This window comes from Kitasatospora sp. NBC_01246 (assembly GCF_036226505.1).
Lineage (GTDB): Bacteria > Actinomycetota > Actinomycetes > Streptomycetales > Streptomycetaceae > Kitasatospora.
Window position 1 is genome coordinate 3,335,250 of sequence record NZ_CP108484.1, and the last position, 20,408, is coordinate 3,355,657.

Sequence of the window (20,408 nt, forward strand, 5' to 3'; positions counted from 1 at the left end):
GGAGAGAGTGTCGGCGCATGCCTGTGGGGGAGCACGCACGTGGGGGAATGCAGATTGGCGCTGAAGCTATGTGGTCTGAACCACAAAGGTCAATAGGTCTGTACCAATTGGTAATCAAATCCCCAACAACACCGGTCGAACGGCCGATACCCGTCGGTCAGCCGTCCGCATGCCGACGACTGTGCCGGGCCACCCGGACCCGCGTCCCACAGGCCGTCGAACACCACGCCCGACGCGCGTGCCGCTGCAGGAAGAACAGGATGCAGCCCGGCGCCGGACAGGCCCGCACCAGCTCCCGCCGATCCCCCGTCAGCAACTCCACCGCCGCCTGCGCCACCCGCCCCAGCAGCACTGCCCCACGCTCCCCCGCGGCCGTCCGGTGGACCCCCCGCGCGGCCGCCCCCGGCCCCAGCTCCACCCACCCCGGCGCCGCCCGCACCGCCGCGTTCACCACCGCCACCTCCGCCGCCCCCGCCGGCTCACCCGCCACCACCGCCGTCAGCACCGCCCGCAGGGCCCCGCGCAGCTCCAGGAACGCCGCCAGCTCCGCCGGCCCCGGCGACCCGGCCGGGACGCTCGCCAGATCCAGCTCGACGGCGTGCCGGTCCACCCAGACCGCCAGGTCCGACGGCTCCACCAGAACGTCCACCAGATGCCCGCGCAGACCACCCCGCACGAAGGTGCTGTTCACCAGATCCAGCGCGAGATGCTCACCGCCGACCGGCATCTCGTCCACCGCGCCACGCTCCACCATGCCCATGCCTAACGGTAACGCCACTTGCCACCGGTTAGCCAAAGCCCGCAGACTAACGCTTGCCTGCCGTCTCAAGCGTTAGGAAATGCCTTCGCCATGCCCCTTTCCAGCCAAGCCCCCGCCCGACCCGCCCCCACCGCCGTCCTCACCTCCACCGCCACCGCCGTCACCGCCCTGCTCACCCTCGCCGCCCTCGGCACCCTCACCCGCCAACCCCTCCTCATCCCCCCGCTCGCCGCCTCCATGGCCCTCATCGCCGGCGCCCCCGCCCTCCCCCTCGCCCAACCCCGCAGCGTCATCGGCGGCCAACTCGTCTCCGCCCTCACCGGCTACGCCGTCCTCGCCGCCACCACCCCCGCCTACTGGTCCGCCGCCCTCGCCGGCGGCCTCGCCCTCGGCGCCATGACCCTCGCCCGCACCCCCCACTCCCCCGCGGCCGCCACCGCCGTCATCGTCACCCTCACCGCCCCCGACCCGACCCGCTTCCTCCCCCTCCTGCTCCTCGCCACCCTGCTGCTCACCGCCACCGGCCTCGCCGCCGCCCGCCTCACCCGCCGCACCTACCCGACGTACTGGTGGTGACCCCGTAACCACCCCGCCCCCCACTCGTTCGCCCCCACGGGGGACGGGCGCACACAGGCCCGAAGGGGGACGACCATGCCGGTCAAGTACACCCGTGAGCTGCTGGCCTCACTCGCCGCCGAGTCGACCAGCGTGAACGACATGATGCGCAGGCTCGGCGTGCCGATGGCGGGCGGCACCCACAGCTACCTCAGCAAGCGGCTGCGGCACTACGGGATCGACACCACGCACTTCAACGAGGGCCGCCCCGACTACGGGCGCCGCCGCTACCCGCGCGAAATCCTGGCCGAAGCCGCGGCCCACAGCGACAGCATCAACGCGATGATGGCCCACCTCGGCGTCACTCCGTACGACAGCCTCTACTCGTACCTGAAGCGGCGCTTGGTCGAATTCGGCATCGACACCACCCACTTCACCTTCAGGGGCGACGGCCGCGACAGGGTCGGGGCCGTCGCCAAGGGCGCGCTGGAACACGCCGTGGCAGAACACCGCAGCCTCCGCGGCGTGATCCTCGCCCTGGGGATGGTCGACTGCGGCAGCTCCCGGACGCTGCTGCGGGAGAGCATCGCGTTCCACCGCCTCGACACCTCCCACTTCACCGGTCGGGCCCACAACAAGGGCCGGAAGACCGGACCGCGACGCACGCCCGAGGACCTGCTCGTCCGACGCCCGCCGGGGAGTCAGCGAGTTCCGGGCGACCGCCTGCGGGCGATGCTCGTGCACATCGGGCACCCCGACGTCTGCGAGATGTGCGGCGCCCCGCCGACCTGGCTCGGACACCCCATGACCCTGGAGGTCGACCACATCAACGGCGACTGGCTCGACAACAGGCGGGACAACCTCCGCCTGCTCTGCCCCAACTGTCACTCCATCACGCCGACCTACTGCGGCCGGAACAGGAACCGGGACACGCCGCCGGAGGCTGCCGCCGCGTAGGAGGACCCACCACCGGAAAAGGTGCGGCCTGCTGGACGGGGAGCCGGTAGGCTGGACCTGGCATGCGCCCGTACTCCAGCTGGCTAGAGAGATACGGTTTAGGTCCGTAGTGTCGTGGGTTCGAGTCCCACCGGGCGTACCCAGCGAAACGGCCCTCTCCCCTTCGAATCGAAGGCGAGAGGGCCGTCGTCGTTCCCGCGGCTTCTCAGCCCAGCAGGTCCTTCAGGACCGGGGCCAGGGCGCGGAAGGCCTTGCCGCGGTGGCTGATGGCGTTCTTCTCCGCCGCCGTCAGTTCGGCGCAGGTGCGGGTCTCGCCCAGGGGCTCCAGGATCGGGTCGTAGCCGAAGCCGCCCTCGCCGGCCGGGGCCGTCCGCAGGGTGCCGAGGAGGCGGCCCTCGACGACGCGCTCGGTGCCGTCCGGCAGGGCCAGGGCGGCGGCGCAGAAGAAGTGGGCGCCGCGGTGCTCCGGGGCGATGTCGCCGAGCTGGGCCAGCAGCAGGTCCAGGTTGGCGCGGTCGTCGCCGTGCTTGCCGGCCCAGCGGGCGGAGAAGATGCCGGGGGCGCCGCCGAGGACGTCGACGCAGAGGCCGGAGTCGTCGGCGACCGCGGGCAGGCCGGTGGCCTGCGCGAGGGCGTGTGCCTTGAGCAGCGAGTTCTCGGCGAAGGTGACGCCGGTCTCGCGGACGTCCGGGATCTCCGGGTAGGCATCGGCGCCGACCAGTTCGACGTCGATGCCGGCCTCGCCGAGGATGGCGCGGAGCTCGGCGACCTTGTTCCGGTTGCGGGTGGCGAGAATCAGACGGGTGGACATGAACCCACCCTAACCGGACGTCAGCCGGTGCAGACCTGGGTGAGGTTGCCGGCGGCGTCGCCGAGCGGCTTCAGGTCGGGGGCCTGCTTGTCGTTGATGGCCTGCTGGACCTTGCCGACCTGGGTGTTGAGGTCGGTGATGGCCTTGGCGACGTCGGTGTTCTTGGAGTTCTTGCCGAGGTCGTCGAGGTCGTTCTTGAGCTTCTGCAGGGCCTGGCCGGCGGCGGCCGAGTCGTTGCTGGCGTTGTTGAAGGCGGTGGTGACGTCGCTGATGTCCCCGGTGATGCGGACCGCCGTGTTGCCGCAGTCGAGCGCCTTCTGGGCGGCCGAGCAACTGACGGCGCTGAGCGGGAGGATGGCGATCAGGCCGGCCACGGCGAGGGTGGCGGGGCGGGCGATGCTCTGGGGCATCCGGTCCTCCTGGGTGCGCGGGTTCCGGAACGGAATGACGCGCCCCCGGGGGTGCGCGGTTCCCACAACGGGGTGCTGCGGGAACCGTAAGGGCTCCGGGCCCGGCCTGTACAGCGCTGGTGTCGCGGTTCGGCCACGCGCCGGAGCCCCTTCGGGCACCGGTGGCGGGCTCAGCCCTCCAGGGCCTTGCGCTGGATCTCGTCCAGCTCGGCGCAGCCGAGGTTGCCGAGGTCCAGGAGCTGGTCGAGCAGGGCGCGGTCGAAGGGGGCGCCCTCGGCGGTGCCCTGGACCTCGACGAAGCGGCCGTCGGAGGTGCAGACGATGTTCATGTCGGTCTCGGCGCGGACGTCCTCCTCGTAGCGGAGGTCGAGCATCGGGACGCCGTCGATGATGCCGACGCTGACGGCGCTGACGCCGCCGGTGATGGGCTGGCCCTTGGCGCGGAGGATCTTCTTCTCGCGGGCCCAGGAGACGGCGTCGGCGAGGGCGACGTAGGCGCCGGTGATGGCGGCGGTGCGGGTGCCGCCGTCGGCCTGGAGGACGTCGCAGTCGAGGACGATGGTGTTCTCGGCGAGGGCGCGGTGGTCGATGACGGCGCGCAGCGAGCGGCCGATGAGGCGGCTGATCTCGTGGGTGCGTCCGCCGATGCGGCCCTTGACGGCCTCGCGGTCGCCGCGGGTGTTGGTGGCGCGCGGGAGCATGGAGTACTCGGCGGTGACCCAGCCCTCGCCGCTGCCCTTGCGCCAGCGCGGGACGCCTTCGGTGACGCTGGCGGTGCACAGCACCTTGGTGTCGCCGTAGGAGATGAGGACGGAGCCTTCGGCGTGCTTGCTCCAGCCCCGCTCGATGGTGATGGGGCGGAGCTGGTCGGGGGTGCGGCCGTCGATGCGTGACATAGGCACCGAGCGTAGTCGGTCCGGTCGGATGGTTCCGGCAGGGTCGGACGGGTCGTCGGCGGTGCCCGGCGGGCCCGTGGCGGGGTGCCCGAACGGTTGTGCCCGGTGCGCCGGACGGCGCCGGCCCGCCGCCCACGGGGGGCGGCGGGCCGGGTGGTGCCGAGCCTGGTGGTGCCGAGCCTGGTGGGCTCAGCTCACATCATGTCCTCGATGTCGGCGGCGATCGGGTCGGCGTCGGTGCCGATGACGACCTGGATCGCGGTGCCCATCTTGACGACGCCGTGGGCGCCGGCGGCCTTCAGCGCGGCCTCGTCGACGAGGGAGGCGTCCTTCACCTCGGTACGCAGGCGGGTGATGCAGCCTTCGACCTCTTCGATGTTGTCGATGCCGCCCAGACCGGCGACGATCTTCTCAGCCTTGCTGGCCATCTGATTTCTCCCTCTGTCTCGGCCCGTCGGCTGCTCTGCCGGGTGCCGTCCTGCGCTGTGCGGGGTGCCCCGGCCGCCGGCCGGGGTCGTCGCTGTCGGTGCTGACGCGGGTTCAGCTGCCGTCGCGCTGCGCCGCAGCGCGACCAGCATCACCCGAGTTGGACCGATCTGCCACGTTAGTCCACTTTTGGCCCATTCCGGCGCGCACGGTCTGGATCTTCGTCCGAGGATGACGATCAGCGGGGCTTCTGCCCCGGTGCGCGCGGCCTGCCTCCCAAAGTGGTCTACACCAATATATGTGTACTCCGATGAACGCAGGAAGCGCCCCGGGTGTTCCTGAGCCCCGTCCGAGGGTCCCCCAGGGGGCCAGCGCTCGGCAACTGCTCTCGGAGGGCGAAGGATGAGTTCGGCAGGCGCCACAGCCCCGCGGACCACGTGGTGGCACACCTTCTACGGCGGACTCCAGAAGATGGGCCGCTCGCTCCAGCTGCCGGTCGCCGTGCTGCCGGCGGCGGGCATCCTCAACCGGCTCGGACAGCCCGACGTGTTCGGGAAGGACGGCCTCGGCTGGGACGACGTCGCCAAGGTGTTCGCGGCGGCCGGCGGCGCTCTGCTGGACTCCTCGCTCGGCCTGCCGCTGCTGTTCTGCATCGGGGTCGCGATCGGCATGGCCAAGAAGGCGGACGGCTCCACGGCGCTGGCGGCCGTGGTGGGCTTCCTGGTCTTCTACGCCGTGCTGCACGCCTTCCCGGAGGACTGCGAGCTGCCGACCGTCCTGGTCGGCAACCAGTGCGTGGACTTCACCTCGGCCAAGTCGGCCGCCGCGACCTACCAGAACCCGGGCGTCCTGGGCGGCATCCTGATCGGCCTGCTGTCGGCGTGGCTCTGGGTGCGCTACCACCGCACCCGGCTGGTCGACTGGCTCGGCTTCTTCAACGGCCGCCGGCTCGTCCCGATGATCACCGCCGTGGTCGGCATGCTGCTGGCGGTGCTGGCGGTCTGGGCCTGGCCGCCGATCGGCCGCGCCTTCAACGACGTGAGCCAGTGGCTGGCCGACCTGGACGCGGGCGGCGCCGGCATCTTCGGCGTGGCCAACCGCGTACTGCTGCTGATCGGCATGCACCAGTTGCTGAACACCTTCGTCTGGTTCCAGTTCGGCGACTTCACCAAGCCCGACGGCATGGTCGTGCACGGCGACATCCCGCGCTTCCTGGCCGGTGACCCGACGGCGGGCCAGTTCACCTCCGGTTTCTTCCCGATCATGATGTTCGCCCTGCCGGCGGCGGCGCTGGCGATGGCGCACGCGGCCAAGCCGCACCGCCGCAAGGAGATCTACGGGCTGATGCTCTCGGTCGGCCTGACGTCCTTCGTGACCGGCGTCACCGAACCGATCGAGTACTCCTTCGCCTATGTCGCGCCCGCGCTGTACGCGGTGCACGCGCTGCTGACCGGCGCCTCGATGGCGATCACCTGGGCGCTCGGGGTGCACGACGGGTTCAGCTTCTCGGCCGGCCTGATCGACTACGCGATCAACTGGAGCCTGGCCACCAAGCCCTGGCTGATCATCCCGATCGGGCTCTGCTTCGCCGTCGTGTACTACGCGCTCTTCCGGTTCATCATCGTGAAATTCAACATGAAAACACCCGGACGCGAGGACGACGACGAGGTCGAGGACGTGACCAAGGCATAAACCGAGCGTCACCGGACGCCCGCCGGAATAGGCCCTCGGACCCTTGGTCCGGGGGCCTTCGGCATATTCGTGAAAGGACGATGGTCCCGGCCGGAAAACCATTCCCGGACCGGTCCGGGAAATTCGGCGGCCGGCCCCGCCGCCGACGGGGCGCCGGGCCGGCACCCGGCGCCCGACGGCCCGGGGCCCGGCCGGGACAGGGCCTCGGCACCCCGGCGGCAGCCGGACGGGCGGTCGCCGGCGAAGCCGGCGCCCCGGGTGGGGGGAAGATCACCGCCGCCGCGCGGCGCACCGCGCGGCAATGCGTCACCGTACTCGCCCACCGGCTTCGCCTTTGGTTTCTCCGAGCCGGCGAGGGCGACCGCCGAGTCCGGTCGCAATGCGGCGGCGAATAGCCGCGGCGGGTTCAGGGGGGTCCGGCACATCGCACCGGCCCCTCGCCGCGAGCCCGGCACCGGCCGCACCCCGGCCGTCCGGCACCCGCGGCGACCCCCGGCCCGGCGGCGGACGGCGCCCGGCGGGAGCGTCCGGCCGCCCGCGCCCGCCGGCTGCCGCCGCCCTCCCGGCCGTCCGTCCGGGGGGCGCCGGGCCCGCCGGGGGTTGCCCCGGCCTTTTTGTTGCGCAAATAGCCAAAATCCCAATCACGGCGGGTAATCATGATCGTCGATCCGCAAGTAGGTTTCGATTTCATAGCGCTTCTCACCAGCACCGCTTTCAGGGCTTCCCCCCCTTCTCCACCCGTGCTACAAAACTGGTCTACACCACGTGTGGTGTAGACCAGTTCGCGGTTCGGCCCCTCTGTGCACCTACCCCCCGACCGACCCGCCCTGCCGTTAGGAACCCACCCCCATGAGTCAGTCTGCGCAGGCACCGGCGCCCGCCGCGGCTCCGGCCACGCCAAGCCCCACCAAGAAGTTCGGCCAGAACCTGCTGCAGGGTCTGCAGAAGATCGGCCGCAGCCTCCAGCTGCCCATCGCCGTTCTCCCCGCCGCCGGTCTGCTGCTGCGGCTCGGCCAGGACGACGTGTTCGGCAAGGACGGCCTCGGCTGGGACAAGGTCGCCGCGGTGTTCAACACCGCCGGTGGCGCCGTCTTCGACAACCTGCCGCTGCTGTTCGCGGTGGGCATCGCGATCGGCTTCGCCAAGAAGGCCGACGGCTCCACCGCGCTCGCGGCCCTCGTCGGCTTCCTGGTGTACAAGAACGTGCTGACCGCGTTCCCGGTCACCGAGGCCCAGGTCCTGCCCGGCAAGGACGCGGCCGCCACGTACCAGAACCCGGGCGTGCTCGGCGGCATCGTGATCGGTCTGCTCTCGGCCGTGCTGTGGCAGAAGTACCACCGCACCCGGCTGGTCGACTGGCTCGGCTTCTTCAACGGCCGCCGCCTGGTCCCGATCATCATGGCCTTCGTCGGCACCGCCGTCGGTGTGGTCTTCGCCCTGACCTGGGGCCCGATCGGCGACGCCATCAAGAGCCTGAACGACTCCCTGATCGGTGCCGGCGCGTTCGGCGCCGGTGCGTTCGGCCTGGTCAACCGCGGTCTGCTGCCGGTCGGCATGCACCAGTTCGTGAACTCCTACGCCTGGTTCCAGACCGGTGACTTCACCAAGCCCGACGGCACCGTCGTGCACGGCGACCTGACCCGCTTCTTCGCCGGTGACCCGACCGCCGGACAGTTCATGTCGGGCTTCTTCCCGATCATGATGTTCGCCCTGCCGGCCGCCGCGTTCGCCATCGCCCACACCGCCAAGCCGCACCGCCGCAAGGCCGTCACCGGCATGATGCTCTCGCTGGCGCTGACCTCCTTCGTGACCGGTGTCACCGAGCCGATCGAGTTCTCCTTCGTCTTCATCGCCCCGGTCCTGTACGTGATCCACGCGCTGCTGACCGCCGTCTCGATGGCCGTCACCTGGGCGCTCGGCGTGCACGACGGCTTCACCTTCTCCGGTGGTCTGATCGACTACCTGCTGGCGTGGAACAAGGCCACCGACCCGTGGATGATCATCCCGCTGGGTCTCGTGTTCGGAGCGCTGTACTACTTCCTGTTCCGCTTCGCGATCGTCAAGTTCAACCTCAAGACCCCCGGTCGCGAGGACGACGAGGAGATCGAGGACGTCACCAAGGCCTGAGGCCGAGGAACGACCCGCACCACCCCACGGCCCCGCCCCGCCGCTCGCTCCCCCGAGCGGCGGGGCGGGGCCGTCGCGCGTCCCGGCCCGGCCCGCGGCCACCGCCCGGCCGGTGGGACGACGGTTGACGAACCGGCGACCGCGCTGGTCAACTGAGGCGGTGAACGCGCCGCGCATCCTGGTCAGCCGCTGCCACATCGACTTCGGTCGTGTGTGGTCGGCCGCGTGTTGCGCCTGACCCGTCCGTTCCCCCCGCCGCCGCCCGGCTGACCTCCCGCCGCGCCCCGGCCCCCGCTTCCCCGCCTCTCGTGTCGGCCCGTACCCGGGCCACCGCCACGTACCCAGCTGCGTCCCGTGCGCGAAACGAAGATGAAGCAGCGCACGCACGAGGAAAGTCAAGGCCACGCCATGCCGCGCCAGTTGCACCTGTCCGCCGCCGTCGACAGCCCCGGCCGCTTCGACGCCGGGCACTTCACCGCCCTCGCCCGCCACGCCGAGCGCGCCGCGCTCGACTTCGTCACCCTCGACGACTCCTACGCACCCGAGCCGCACCGGCTCGACGCCCTCGCCACCTTCGCCCGGCTCGCGCCGCTGACCCGGGGGCTGGGCCTGGTCCCGACCGTCACCACCACGCACACCGAGCCGTTCCACACCTCGATATCGGTCAACACCCTGGACTGGGTGAGCGAGGGCCGGGCCGGCTGGCTGATCGGGATCTCCGACACCGAGGCGCAGGCCCGGGCCTTCGGGCGCAAGGGCGTCGCCCCGGCCGACGAGCTCTGGGCGGAGGCGGCCGACGCCGCCGAGGTCGCCGCGCGGCTCTGGGACAGCTGGGAGGACGACGCGGAGATCCGCGACGTGGCCACCGGCCGGTTCATCGACCGGGGCAAGCTGCACTACATCGACTTCGCGGGCCCGCACTTCTCGGTCCGCGGCCCCTCCATCACCCCTCGCCCGCCCCAGGGCCGACCGGTGATCGCCGTCCCGGTCTCCGCCGCCGACCTCGCCCCGGGCGCCCCCGCCGGCAGCCGGGCCCGGGTGGAGACGGCCGCCCGGTACGCGGACGTCGTCCTGCTGGACGCCCCCGGCCCGGCGGCCCGGCTGACCGCCGCCACCGAACTGCGGCTGCGGGCGGGCGAGGGCCTGCGGATCCTCGCCCGGCTCACCGCGGACCTCCCCGACGGCGCCTCGATCAGCGCGCTGATCCGGGAGGTCACCGAGGGCGGCGGCGGCGTCGACGGCTTCCACCTCGTTCCCGCCGACCCGGCCCGGGACCTCGCCGCGGTGGCCGACCACGTCGTCCCGGCCCTGCGCGAGCGCGGCCTGTTCCGCACCGGCTACACCGGCACCACCCTGCGCGACCACCTCGGCCTGGGCCGCCCGGCCAACCGGTACGCCCCCGCCACTCCCGCTCCCGCCGCTCCCACGGCGACCGCCGCCGCCCACGCCGAGGTGACCCGATGACGGACCGACCGCTGAAGCAGATCCACCTCGCCGCGCACTTCCCGGGCGTCAACAACACCACGGTCTGGACCGACCCGGCGTCCCGCAGCCAGATCGAGTTCGCCTCCTTCCGCCACCTCGCGGAGACCGCCGAGCGCGGCCGGTTCGACTTCTTCTTCCTCGCCGAGGGCCTGCGGCTGCGCGAGGTCAACGGCCTGATCCACGACCTGGACGTGGTCGGCCGGCCCGAGTCGATCACCGTGCTCGGCGCGCTGGCCGCCGTCACCACCCACCTCGGACTGGCCGCCACCGTCAACGCGACCTTCAACGAGCCGTACGAGCTGGCCCGCCGGTTCGCGTCGCTCGACCACCTCTCCGGCGGCCGGGCGGCCTGGAACGTGGTCACCTCCTCGGACGCCTTCACCGGCGAGAACTTCCGCCGCGGCGGCTTCCTCGACCGCGCCGACCGGTACACCCGGGCCGCCGAGTTCGTCCAGCTGGCACGGGAGTTCTGGGACGGCGGGCTGGTCCGGCACAGCGGCCCGCAGTTCGACGTCGAGGGCCGGCTGTCGCTGCCGCGCCCGCCGCAGGGCCACCCGGTGGTGATCCAGGCCGGGGACTCCGACGAGGGCAGGGAGTTCGCCGCCGCCACCGCCGACATCATCTTCAGCCGGCACTCGACCCTCACCGCCGGCCAGGCCTTCCACACCGACGTCAAGCGCCGGCTGGCCGCGTACGGGCGCAAGCCGGACGAGCTGAAGATCATGCCCGGGGTCACCTACGTCCTGGGCGACACCGACGAGGAGGCGACCGAGCGGGCCGCCGAGATCCGCCGCGCCCAGGTCGGACCGCGGACCGCCATCGCCTATCTGGAGCAGGTCTGGGGCATCGACCTGTCCGACCACGACCCGGACGGCCCGCTGCCCACCGCCGACCCGGTGGTCGACAGCACCGTCGTCCAGGGCCGGACCAGGATCGGGGACCCGCTGGAGATCGCCGCCCGGTGGCGCGCGGTCGCCGCCGAGAAGCGGCTCAGCAGCCGCGAGCTGGTGATCGAGGTGACCGGACGGCAGTCCTTCATCGGCACCCCGGCGGCGGTCGCCGAGCAGCTCGACGCCTATGTGCAGAACGACGCGGCGGACGGCTTCATCCTCGTCCCGCACCTCACGCCGGGCGGCCTGGACGACTTCGTGGACCAGGTGGTACCCCTGCTCCAGGAACGCGGGGTGTTCCGCACCGAGTACACCGGGACGACCCTGCGCGACCACCTCGGCCTGCCCGTTCCCGGGCGGCGCTGAGCGCCTCGGACGGGCGGGCGCCCCGCCCGGAACGGCCTCAGATCCGGCCGAGGCGGGCCGCGTGGACGCCGGCCTGGAAGCGGCTCTCCGCGCCCAGGTCGGCGGTCAGCTCGGCGACCAGCCGGCGCACCGTCCGCTCGGAGACCTCCAGCTTCCGGGCGATCGCGGCATCCGTCAGCCCGGCCGCGAGCAGCCGCAGCACCACGTCATGACGGTCCGTCCTCCCCGCCGCCCCCGGATGCAGTTCCGGCGGGGTCGAGGCCGCCGACCAGAAGTACTCGAACAGCTCCGCGACCAGAGCGACCAGGGCCGGCTCGCGGACCACCACGGCGGCCTCCGCACGGCCCCGGACCCGGGGAGCAGCCGCGTCCGGCCCGTCCTCGGACACCTCGTCCGACAGGTCGCCCGGCGCGGGCAGGACCGCCAGCCGGGCGTCGACCACGATCAGCCGGAGCGGCAGCGAGTGCGCGACCCTGATCCGCGCCCCGGCCCCGGTCAGCTCCCGGACGTGCGCGAGCACGGCGGGTCGGCGCAGCGCGGCGGCCGGGTAGACGGAGCGCAGGGCGGCGCCGCGGTCGAGGGCGAGGCGTTCGCGGGCCAACTTGCCCGCCAGGGCGGGGCCGGAGAGGTCCTGGCCGGGCCGGAGGGAGAGGGCCCGGGTGCGGGCGCCGCGGGCCGCGTCCTCCAGCAGGGCGGCGATCCGGTCGGCGCCGCGGACGAGTTCGAGGGCGGCGCCGCCGGGCCGGCGGTGCTGGACCGGCAGGTAGCCGGTGTGCAGCCGGTCGACGGAGTCGCGGGCCCGGCCCAGGGCCTCGACGAGGGCGGTGACCTGGTTGTCCGCGTCGAGCAGCAGTTGACGGACGGCGGTGTCGACGGAGACGGCGGCGTGTCCGGCCGTGCCGGTGCCGTCCGCCCCGGCGGCCGCGGTGGGCTGGAGCAGGCCGAGGGCGCGGAGTTCGGCGGTGGCGGCGGCCAGGCGGGGCTCGTCCCAGCCGAGGCCGAGGTCGGCGGCCGGGCGGCCGGGTTCGGCGAGCAGCCGGGCGTAGAGCCGGGTGGCGTCTCGGTCGGGGCCGCCGGCGGGGTGGTCGGCCCGCGCCGCACTCTCCATGCGCTCCATCGGCGCAGCGTAGTGAGGCCGGGCGCGGGCGGGCCGGGGTTTCCGAGGACCGAGACGGCGGACCGGGGTTTCCGAGGAGCGAGACGGCGGGCCGGGGTTTCCGAGGAGCGAGACGGCGGGCCGGGGTCTCCGAGGAGCGGGGCGGCGGGCCGGGGTTTCCGAGGGGCGGGGCGGCGGGCCGGTTCCGCTCCCGGTCATGTCCGGTTGCGGCAGCGCCGGGAGGGCCCGGCCGCGGTCCGGCGGCGGCCAGGATGGGGCCATGGCTCTTCCCGAGGCTTCGACGATCTGGATGGACGGCGCGCTGGTGCCCTGGCAGCAGGCGCGGACGCATGTGCTGACGCACGGCCTGCACTACGGCACGGGGGTGTTGGAGGGCACCCGGGTGTTCGAGACGGCGGACGGTCCGGCGGTGTTCCGGCTGCCCGAGCACCTGCGCCGGCTGGACCGCAGTGCGCGGATGCTGCGAATGGAACTCCCCTACAGTGTGGAGGATTTGACCAAGGCGACGGTGGAGATGGTCCGGGCGAACGGCCACCGGTCGTGCTATCTGCGGCACTTCGCGTTCCTGGGGTACGGCTCGATGGGCCTGGACATGCGCTTCTCGCCCACCACCACGGCGATCGCGAGTTGGCAGTGGCAGTCCCAACTGCCGGACGGCGGTGGTGGGATCAGGGTGAAGACGAGCAGTTGGCGGCGGAACGACCCGAACGCGGTGCCGCCTGCGGCGAAGGCGACCGGGCCGTACCTGAACTCGGTGCTGGCCCGCCGGGAGGCGAGCGACGCGGGGTACGACGAGGCGCTGCTGCTGGGGTCGGACGGTTCGGTGAGCGAGTGCACCGGCGAGAACGTGTTCCTGGTGCGTGACGGGGTGCTGCGGACGCCGCCGTCGAGCGCGGGCGCGTTGGAGGGGATCACCCAGGACACGGTGCTGGAGCTGGCCGCCGGTCTGGGGGTGCCGGTGCGGGTGGAGGGTCTGCTGCGCTCGGACCTTTACGCGGCGGACGAGGTGTTCCTGTGCGGGACGGCGGCCGGGGTGGTGCCGGTGCGGTCACTGGACGACCGCGAGCTGCCGTCCTCCCCCGGCCCGGTCACGGAGCGGCTGCGCGAGGCGTACGAGGCGGCGGTCTCCGGCGAGGACCCGCGCTACCGGCGCTGGCTGACGCCGGTGGGGTGAGCGTTCAGAGGTCGTAGACGGCGCCGGCTCTCGCGACGTCGACCGGTCCGGCGAAGGCGGCGGCGGCGTCCCGGCGGTTGTGTTCGGCGTCGGTCCACGGCGGGATGTGGGTGAGGACGAGCCGGCGGGCGCGGGCGGCGGTGGCGTGTTCGCCGGCCTCGCGGCCGTTGAGGTGGACGGCCCGGTAGGTGTCGCGGCCGTCGATGTAGGCGGCTTCGCAGAGGAAGAGGTCGCTGTCGCGGGCGAGTTCGACGAGGGCGGCGCTCTCGCCGGTGTCGCCGGAGTAGACGAGGGTGCGGCCGGCGTGTTCGAGTCGGAAGGCGAACGCGTCGACGGGGTGGTTGACCTGGGCGACCTCGATCCGGAACGGGCCGAGGTCGAAGGCGCCGGGGGTGAGGGTCCGGAAGTCGAAGACCCCCTTCATGCCGGGGTTCTCGGGCATGTCGTAGGCGCGGGCCATCCGCTCGGCGGTGCCGGCGGGGCCGTAGACGGGCAGCGGGTCGGGGCAGCCCTCGGCCCGGTAGTTGCGGGCGACCCAGTAGGCGCAGAGGTCGACGCAGTGGTCGGCGTGCAGGTGGCTGAGCAGGACGGCGTCGACCTCGTAGAGGCTGACGTACTTCTGCAGGGCGCCGAGCGCGCCGTTGCCGAGGTCGAGTACGACGCGGTAGCCGTCGGCCTCCACGAGGTAGCTGGAGCACGGCGAGTCGGCGGACGGGAAGCTCCCCGAGCACCCCACCACGGTCAGTTTCATCCGAGCCCCTCCGCCCCGACACGTTTCGGCTGCTGCTGGTCAATGGCAGTACCGGCCGGTGAACCGGCGGGTAGCACTGCGTTCGCGTGTCGAGAGTAAGGGCGGAGGGGCACTTTGCCCCCGTCTCCGTGCCGGGCTGTGGCTGGAATCACCAGAACGCCGGGGGCGGCTCGGTGCGGTGGTTCAGCGGTGGCCGGGGCGCCGGCGGGCCCAGGCCTTGATCGTGTCGGGGTGCCAGCGGGGGTGTCCGTTGCCGTCGACGGCATCGGGGTCGGGGAGCAGGCCGTGCCGGCGGTAGTTGCGGACGGTCTCCGGCTGGACGTTGATGTGGCGGGCGATCTCGGCGTACGACCACAGGTCGGTGCTGCGGCTCACGGGTCACCTCGGGGTGCAGGGGGGACGTGCGTGATCAGCTTTCCGGGCCCCGGGAGCGGCATCCTGCGCACAACGGACTCCGTGGTCATTCCGTGACGAACCGGGAGCAGGGAACGGATAAATGCCCGACTGTCACAGCCGTCGTGGTGGTGGGGCCGGCCGGGTGCCGGGTACGGTCTGGCGCATGACTGGCTTCTGGGTGCTGCTGGCCGTGGCGGGTGCCGCGCTGCTGGCCGTTGTCGTGTCGGTGCTGGTCCGGCGGGCCCGCGGCGGGCCCGCGCCGACCCGGCCGGCGCCGCGGCCGCGCCCGGCGAAGGGGCGCCCGGGCCCGGCGCCGCAGGAGATCTGGTGGGCGGAGGTGCCGTTCGAGGACGGCCCGGGGGCGAAGGACCGCCCCTGCCTGGTGCTGCGGGTCGGGGGCCGGACCGCGACCGTCGCGAAGATCACCAGCAAGCACCACGCGGAGCGGCCGGGCGTGCTGGCGCTGCCGCCCGGCTCGGTGGGCGACCGCCAGGGGCGGACCAGCTGGCTGGAGACCGACGAGCTGCGCGAGGTGCCGCTCTCGGCCTTCCGCCGCCGGGCCGGTGTGGTCGACGGGCGGATCTGGGCCCGGGCCCGGCAGGCGGTCTCGGGCTAGGGGCGTCCGGCCGGGCCGGGCCGCAGGGACGGGCCCGGAGCCTCCGTCAGGCCCAGAGCTGGCCCTGCAGGGCCTCGACCGCGGCCTCGGTCGACTCGGCGGTGTAGATGCCGGTGGAGAGGTACTTCCAGCCGCCGTCCGCGACGACGAAGACGATGTCGGCGCGCTCCGCGGCGGTGGCGGCCTTGCGGCCGACGCCGATCGCGGCGTGCAGGATGGCGCCGGTGGAGACGCCCGCGAAGATGCCCTCCTGCTGGAGGAGTTCACGGGTGCGGCGGACGGCGTCGGCGGAGCCGACCGAGAAGCGGGTGGTGAGCACCTCGGCGTCGTACAGCTCGGGAACGAAGCCCTCGTCGAGGTTGCGCAGGCCGTAGACCAGGTCGTCGTAGCGGGGCTCGGCGGCGACGATCCGCACCCCGGGCACCTTCTCGCGCAGGAACCGGCCGACGCCCATCAGGGTGCCGGTGGTGCCCAGGCCGGCCACGAAGTGGGTGACGGAGGGCAGGTCCGCGAGGATCTCGGGGCCGGTGGTGGCGTAGTGGGCGCCGGCGTTGTCGGGGTTGCCGTACTGGTAGAGCATGACCCAGTCGGGATGCTCGGCGGCGATCTCCTTGGCGATCCGCACCGCGGTGTTGGAGCCGCCGGCGGCCGGTGAGGGGATGATCTCCGCGCCCCACATGCGCAGCAGCTCGCGGCGCTCCTCGCTGGTGTTCTCCGGCATCACGCAGACCATCCGGTAGCCCTTGAGCTTGGCGGCCATGGCGAGCGAGATGCCGGTGTTGCCGCTGGTGGGCTCCAGGATGGTGCACCCGGGGGTGAGCAGCCCGGCGGCCTCGGCGCGCTCGATCATGTGCAGCGCGGGGCGGTCCTTGATGGAGCCGGTGGGGTTGCGGTCCTCCAGCTTGGCCCAGAGCGTCACCAGGCCGTCGGTGTTGCCGGGGACGGCGGCGGAGAGTCGGGGCAGGCGGACCAGCGGGGTGTTGCCGACGGCTTCGAGCGGGCTGTCGTAACGCAAGGGGTGCCTCCGGCAACGGCGGTGAGGGTCGGGTGCGGCGGTCCTCCCGCCCGCGCGGCCGGCGGGCGGGAGGACCGGAGGTCAGCGGGCGCCGCCGGCCACGGCGGGCAGGATGGTGACGCTGTCGCCGTCGGCGAGGGCGGTGGAGATGCCCTCCAGGAAGCGGACGTCCTCGTCGTTGAGGTAGACGTTGACGAAGCGGCGCAGCTCGCCGCCGTCCAGCAGGCGGGCGGCGATGCCCGGGTGGCGGGCGTCGAGGTCCTGGAAGAGTTCCCCGAGGTTGCTGCCGGTGCCCTCGACGGCCTTGGCGCCGTCGGTGTAGGTGCGGAGGATGGTCGGGATGCGGACCTCGATGGCCATGGGTGCGCTCCTGTGCGAGTCGTGAGGTGGGTGGGCCGCAGCGGGCGCGGCAGGTCGGGTCCGGCCCGGTGCGCAGGGCGTGCGGCGGGCCTGGGGCGGGCGGCTCAGCGCGAGCGCGCCGGCGTGCCGGGACAGATCGCGCTGGCGAGCCGGCACAGGTCGACGTGCAGGCGCGCCACGAGGCGGGTGCCCGGGGCCTGAGTGCTCACATCGACGGAACGCATGGGCTCATCGTATAGATTCCCGGGCTCGCTCCGACATGCCCGTCTCGGAATCCGGATGTTTCCGTTTCTGTGGCTGAGACGGCAGGGCCCGCCGCCGTCGCTCGGACGGTCGGCGGGCCGCGCCCAGGGGGGTGCCGGTCAGGGCTGGTAGGCCTCGACGACCTGGACGTCTTCCTCCGTGATCGCGCCGTCCACGATGCGGAACGATCGGAACTGGTACGGGTCGTCCGGGCCGTTGCCGTCGGCGGTGGAGACCAGGACGTAGTGGGCGAACGGCTCGGAGGCGTAGCTCACGTCGGTACGCGAGGGGTAGGCCTCGGTGGCGGTGTGCGAGTGGTAGACGATCACGGGCTCCTCGTCCCGGTCGTCCATCTCGCGGTAGAGCTTCAGCAGGTCGCCCGAGTCGAACTCGTAGAAGGTGGGCGACCGGGCGGCGTTGAGCATCGGGACGAACCGCTCGGGCCGTCCGCTGCCGGCCGGTCCGGCGACCACGCCACAGGCCTCGTCCGGGTGGTCGGCGCGGGCGTGGGCGACGATGGCGTCGCGCAGTTCTCGGGTGATGGTCAGCATGCGGTCAGGATAGCCACGCCCCGGCGGGTGTCCGCCGGAGCGTCCGGGGCGTGGTCGGCGCCGGTCCAGGAGGCGGACGGCGGGCGGCTCAGTGGCCGCCGCCGTTGCCGTTGCGGGCGTGCAGGTGGTCGTGGGCGACGGCGTGGACGGCCTGCGGGCGGCGGCGCTTGAGCACCTGGTAGCCGACCACGAGCAGGACGGCCCAGCCGGGGAAGACGTACAGCGAGATGCGGTTGTCCTTGTCGAGGGCGATCAGGACGATCACCAGGGCGAGGAAGCCGAGGGCGGCCCAGCTGCTCCAGAGGCCGCCGGGCGCCTTGAAGCCGGGGGGCGGCAGGTGGCCGCCCTTCCAGGCCTTCCGGTAGCGGATCTGGGAGACCAGGATGACCGCCCAGGTCCAGAGGCCGCAGACGGTGGCCACCGAGGTGATGTACTCGAACGCCTTGGCCGGGACGAGGTAGTTGAGCACCACGCCGGCGCCCATCAGCAGCGAGGAGAGGGTGATCGCGACGGCGGGGCTGCGGTGGGAGTTGAGCTTGGTGAGCCGGCCGGGGGCCTGGCCGCGCAGGGCGAGGTCGCGCAGCATCCGGCCGGTGGAGTACATGCCGGAGTTGCAGGAGGAGAGCGCCGCGGTGAGCACCACGAAGTTGATGATGCCGGCCGCGGCGGGGATGCCGATCTTGCCGAAGGCGGCGACGAACGGGCTGACGCCGGGCTGGAATTCGGTCCACGGCACCAGCGACAGGATGATCACCAGGGCGCCGATGTAGAAGAGCGCGATCCGCCAGGGCAGCGTGTTGATGGCGCGCGGCAGGGTCTTCTGCGGGTTCTCGCTCTCACCGGCGGTGACGCCGACCAGCTCGACGCCGAGGTAGGCGAACATGACGATCTGCAGGGTCATCACGGTGGCGCCGATCCCCTTGGGGAAGAAGCCGCCGTTGTCCCAGAGGTGGGTGATCGACGCGGTGTCACCGGCGTCGCTGAAGCCGAGGGTCAGCACGCCGATGCCGATCAGGATCATGCCGATGATGGCGGTGACCTTGACCATCGAGAACCAGAACTCGATCTCGCCGAACAGCTTCACCGAGATCAGGTTGGCCCCGTAGAGGATGACCAGGAAGGTGAGCGCGCTGAGCCACTGCGGGATGCCGGGCGCCCAGAACTTCACGTAGACGGCGGCGGCGGTGGTCTCGGCCATGCCGGTGACCACCCAGAACAGCCAGTACGTCCAGCCGGTCACGAAGCCCGCGAAGGGGCCGAGGAACTCCCGGGCGTACTCGGCGAAGCTGCCGGCGACCGGGCGGTAGGTGAGCAGCTCGCCGAGGGCCCGCATGATCACGAAGATCACCACGCCGGCCACGGCGTAGGAGAGGATCAGGCTCGGTCCGGACTTGGAGATCGCGGTGCCGGCGCCGAGGAAGAGCCCGGTGCCGATGGCGCCGCCGATGGCGATCATCTGGATCTGGCGACTGCCCAGACCCCGCTCGTAGCCCTCCTCGTCCGGTTTGGAGTCGACGACCTCGTCGTAGATCTGTTCGGCCATGGTGCACCGTCCTGGGTGGGTCTCGTGGGGTGGAGCAGTCGTACCACGCAGGTTCCGGATAGCGGTGTTCATCTGAGCGATATTTGAGCATGTCGTCATATGATTCCGCCCGTTTTGAGCGGAAAAGCCGTGACCCCCCGTCCAGCATGCGGACGGGGGGTCACGGCGGCCCGGCAGCGGGGCGGGATCAGTCCGCGATCGCCTCCAGCAGCGACTCCTGCAGCGCCCCCAGCCACAGGTAGGCCATCACCAGCGGCTTGCGCTCGTCGCTGTCCGGCAGGTCGTACAGACCCTGCTCGTCCTCCTCCTCGACCTCCAGCCGCACCCCCAGGGTGAGCCGCAGGTCGTTGAGCGCGCCCAGCCAGCGCAGGCAGTCGGCGGCGGCCAGCTTGAGCACGCCGCCCTCGCCCCCGAGACCGTCCAGCGCGCGGACCACCTGCAGCGCGTCCTCGCGCTTGCGGGCCCGCAGGTCCAGCTCGGTGTAGCGGCGGAACTCCCGGGCGGCTTCCCTGGCCTCGGCGTCGTCCGGCTTCTCCGGGTCGCCGTAGGCGTCGGGGAAGAGCCGGGCCAGCGCCGGGTCGGCGGGGGCCTCGGTCGGCCCGTCCGCGAACAGCGCGGCGAGCGGGTCGTCGGAGTCCCCGCCCGGGCCCGGTCCGATCAGCTCCAGCATCTGCACCTCCAGCGAGCGCAGGATGGAGGCCTCCAGCTCGTCCAGCGCGATCGCCGCGCTCCCGCCGCCGGCACTCTCGAACAACCCAGCCATCTGTATCGGTCAGCCCGTCTTCGTCGTCTTCGGTGGGGTGCGGGGACGCGGTCCGCGGGTCAGTCGTGCTGCAGCGTGGCCCACAGCCCGTAGCCGTGCATCGCCTGCACGTCGCGCTCCATCTCCTCGCGGGATCCGCTGGAGACCACCGCCCGGCCCTTGCTGTGCACCTCCATCATCAGCTTCCGGGCCTTGTCCTTCGGGTAGCCGAAGTAGGCCTGGAACACGTACTGGACGTAGCTCATCAGGTTGACCGGGTCGTTGTGCACGATGGTCACCCAGGGCGTGTCCGGCTCCGCCACCGGCAGGCCTTCGACCTCCGGGCGCTCGATCTCCACGGGCGCGACACTCACCGCTGGGTCCTCCTCGCCGTTCTTCCCGCACATACCCCTTCAGCCCCCATGCTGCCATCCGGGGAACCTCCGGGCGATTCCGACCCGGGGTCCGCGAACACCCCCGATGAGAAATCGTCAATCTGACGCTAAGTGGTAGTAGCATCATCCC

General features: G+C 72.4%; 23 protein-coding genes and 1 tRNA gene. 9 read left to right on the plus strand and 15 right to left on the minus strand.

All coding sequences use genetic code 11. From position 1 onward, the window contains the following. Nucleotides 1–157 precede the first annotated feature (157 nt). Entirely contained in the window at nt 158–778 is a 621-nt protein-coding gene (locus tag OG618_RS14490; RefSeq protein ID WP_329487820.1) for a CGNR zinc finger domain-containing protein, read from the minus strand. Between the two features lie 72 nt (nt 779–850). Here OG618_RS14490 and OG618_RS14495 point away from each other — a divergent pair, with 72 nt between their 5' ends. The 3 genes from OG618_RS14495 (at nt 851) to OG618_RS14505 (ending at nt 2,411) form a co-directional block, all read left to right on the plus strand. Continuing rightward, nucleotides 851–1,336: an HPP family protein gene (locus OG618_RS14495; RefSeq protein ID WP_329487821.1), complete on the plus strand. Its 486-nt coding sequence runs from the start codon at nt 851–853 to the stop codon at nt 1,334–1,336. Between the two features lie 75 nt (nt 1,337–1,411). Then, complete coding sequence (locus OG618_RS14500) at nt 1,412–2,272, plus strand: HNH endonuclease (RefSeq protein WP_329487822.1); 861 nt, start codon at nt 1,412–1,414, stop codon at nt 2,270–2,272. A 64-nt stretch (nt 2,273–2,336) separates the two neighbouring features. After that, a tRNA-Leu gene (locus tag OG618_RS14505) sits at nt 2,337–2,411 on the plus strand. Nucleotides 2,412–2,477: 66 nt separating this feature from the next. Here the strand turns inward: OG618_RS14505 and rdgB are convergent. From rdgB to OG618_RS14525, 4 genes are all read right to left on the minus strand, one after another. Further along, a complete protein-coding gene (gene rdgB / locus OG618_RS14510; RefSeq protein WP_329487823.1) occupies nt 2,478–3,083 on the minus strand; it encodes an RdgB/HAM1 family non-canonical purine NTP pyrophosphatase in 606 nt (201 codons plus the stop codon). A gap of 20 nt (nt 3,084–3,103) precedes the next feature. Further along, nucleotides 3,104–3,493, minus strand: coding sequence for a hypothetical protein (locus tag OG618_RS14515; RefSeq protein ID WP_329487824.1), 390 nt, complete (start codon nt 3,491–3,493; stop codon nt 3,104–3,106). A 170-nt stretch (nt 3,494–3,663) separates the two neighbouring features. Next, the gene (rph, locus tag OG618_RS14520; protein ID WP_329487825.1) at nt 3,664–4,389 is read right to left on the minus strand and encodes a ribonuclease PH; all 726 of its coding nucleotides are present in this window, start codon (nt 4,387–4,389) and stop codon (nt 3,664–3,666) included. A gap of 194 nt (nt 4,390–4,583) precedes the next feature. Continuing rightward, nucleotides 4,584–4,817 (minus strand): glucose PTS transporter subunit EIIB, encoded by a 234-nt coding sequence (locus tag OG618_RS14525; protein ID WP_030060521.1) that lies wholly within the window; start codon nt 4,815–4,817, stop codon nt 4,584–4,586. A 400-nt stretch (nt 4,818–5,217) separates the two neighbouring features. On the opposite strand from OG618_RS14525, the gene OG618_RS14530 reads away from it, so the two are divergent. The 4 genes from OG618_RS14530 to OG618_RS14545 all read left to right on the plus strand — a co-directional run bounded on the left by OG618_RS14530 (nt 5,218) and on the right by OG618_RS14545 (nt 11,375). Beyond that, entirely contained in the window at nt 5,218–6,507 is a 1,290-nt protein-coding gene (locus OG618_RS14530) for a PTS transporter subunit EIIC (RefSeq protein ID WP_329487826.1), read from the plus strand. An 849-nt stretch (nt 6,508–7,356) separates the two neighbouring features. Beyond that, nucleotides 7,357–8,634, plus strand: coding sequence for a PTS transporter subunit EIIC (locus OG618_RS14535; RefSeq protein ID WP_329487827.1), 1,278 nt, complete (start codon nt 7,357–7,359; stop codon nt 8,632–8,634). 408 nt (nt 8,635–9,042) lie between these two features. Beyond that, complete coding sequence (locus OG618_RS14540) at nt 9,043–10,098, plus strand: LLM class flavin-dependent oxidoreductase (RefSeq protein WP_329487828.1); 1,056 nt, start codon at nt 9,043–9,045, stop codon at nt 10,096–10,098. Beyond that, nucleotides 10,095–11,375, plus strand: coding sequence for an LLM class flavin-dependent oxidoreductase (locus tag OG618_RS14545; RefSeq protein WP_329487829.1), 1,281 nt, complete (start codon nt 10,095–10,097; stop codon nt 11,373–11,375). Before OG618_RS14540 ends, OG618_RS14545 begins: the two co-directional genes overlap by 4 nt. Nucleotides 11,376–11,412: 37 nt before the next feature. On the opposite strand, the gene OG618_RS14550 is transcribed toward OG618_RS14545, so the two are convergent. Beyond that, on the minus strand, nt 11,413–12,492 hold the full coding sequence (locus OG618_RS14550; RefSeq protein ID WP_329487830.1) for a helix-turn-helix domain-containing protein: 1,080 nt from the start codon (nt 12,490–12,492) through the stop codon (nt 11,413–11,415). 259 nt (nt 12,493–12,751) lie between these two features. Here OG618_RS14550 and OG618_RS14555 point away from each other — a divergent pair, with 259 nt between their 5' ends. Continuing rightward, nucleotides 12,752–13,666: a branched-chain amino acid transaminase gene (locus tag OG618_RS14555; protein ID WP_329487831.1), complete on the plus strand. Its 915-nt coding sequence runs from the start codon at nt 12,752–12,754 to the stop codon at nt 13,664–13,666. Nucleotides 13,667–13,670: 4 nt separating this feature from the next. Here OG618_RS14555 and OG618_RS14560 read toward each other — a convergent pair whose 3' ends face one another. Both OG618_RS14560 and OG618_RS14565 read right to left on the minus strand, forming a co-directional pair. Then, nucleotides 13,671–14,417, minus strand: coding sequence for an MBL fold metallo-hydrolase (locus tag OG618_RS14560; RefSeq protein ID WP_329487832.1), 747 nt, complete (start codon nt 14,415–14,417; stop codon nt 13,671–13,673). A gap of 183 nt (nt 14,418–14,600) precedes the next feature. Further along, nucleotides 14,601–14,792: a helix-turn-helix transcriptional regulator gene (locus tag OG618_RS14565; protein ID WP_329487833.1), complete on the minus strand. Its 192-nt coding sequence runs from the start codon at nt 14,790–14,792 to the stop codon at nt 14,601–14,603. 184 nt (nt 14,793–14,976) lie between these two features. On the opposite strand from OG618_RS14565, the gene OG618_RS14570 reads away from it, so the two are divergent. Beyond that, nucleotides 14,977–15,429, plus strand: a complete 453-nt coding sequence (locus OG618_RS14570; RefSeq protein ID WP_329487834.1) for a type II toxin-antitoxin system PemK/MazF family toxin — start codon at nt 14,977–14,979, stop codon at nt 15,427–15,429. A gap of 46 nt (nt 15,430–15,475) precedes the next feature. On the opposite strand, the gene OG618_RS14575 is transcribed toward OG618_RS14570, so the two are convergent. The 7 genes from OG618_RS14575 to clpS all read right to left on the minus strand — a co-directional run bounded on the left by OG618_RS14575 (nt 15,476) and on the right by clpS (nt 20,257). After that, complete coding sequence (locus tag OG618_RS14575) at nt 15,476–16,444, minus strand: PLP-dependent cysteine synthase family protein (protein ID WP_329487836.1); 969 nt, start codon at nt 16,442–16,444, stop codon at nt 15,476–15,478. Between the two features lie 81 nt (nt 16,445–16,525). Continuing rightward, nucleotides 16,526–16,804 carry a MoaD/ThiS family protein gene (locus OG618_RS14580; RefSeq protein WP_030394231.1) on the minus strand — a complete coding sequence of 93 codons (279 nt, stop codon included), beginning with the start codon at nt 16,802–16,804 and terminating at the stop codon, nt 16,526–16,528. 104 nt (nt 16,805–16,908) lie between these two features. Beyond that, entirely contained in the window at nt 16,909–17,028 is a 120-nt protein-coding gene (locus OG618_RS14585) for a putative leader peptide (protein ID WP_327677307.1), read from the minus strand. A 138-nt stretch (nt 17,029–17,166) separates the two neighbouring features. Beyond that, nucleotides 17,167–17,598, minus strand: coding sequence for a M67 family metallopeptidase (locus OG618_RS14590; protein WP_329487837.1), 432 nt, complete (start codon nt 17,596–17,598; stop codon nt 17,167–17,169). Nucleotides 17,599–17,686: 88 nt separating this feature from the next. Next, on the minus strand, nt 17,687–19,141 hold the full coding sequence (locus tag OG618_RS14595) for an amino acid permease (RefSeq protein ID WP_329487838.1): 1,455 nt from the start codon (nt 19,139–19,141) through the stop codon (nt 17,687–17,689). A gap of 187 nt (nt 19,142–19,328) precedes the next feature. Continuing rightward, entirely contained in the window at nt 19,329–19,904 is a 576-nt protein-coding gene (locus tag OG618_RS14600; RefSeq protein ID WP_329487839.1) for a DUF2017 domain-containing protein, read from the minus strand. Between the two features lie 59 nt (nt 19,905–19,963). Further along, entirely contained in the window at nt 19,964–20,257 is a 294-nt protein-coding gene (clpS, locus tag OG618_RS14605) for an ATP-dependent Clp protease adapter ClpS (protein ID WP_329487840.1), read from the minus strand. Nucleotides 20,258–20,408 lie beyond the last annotated feature (151 nt).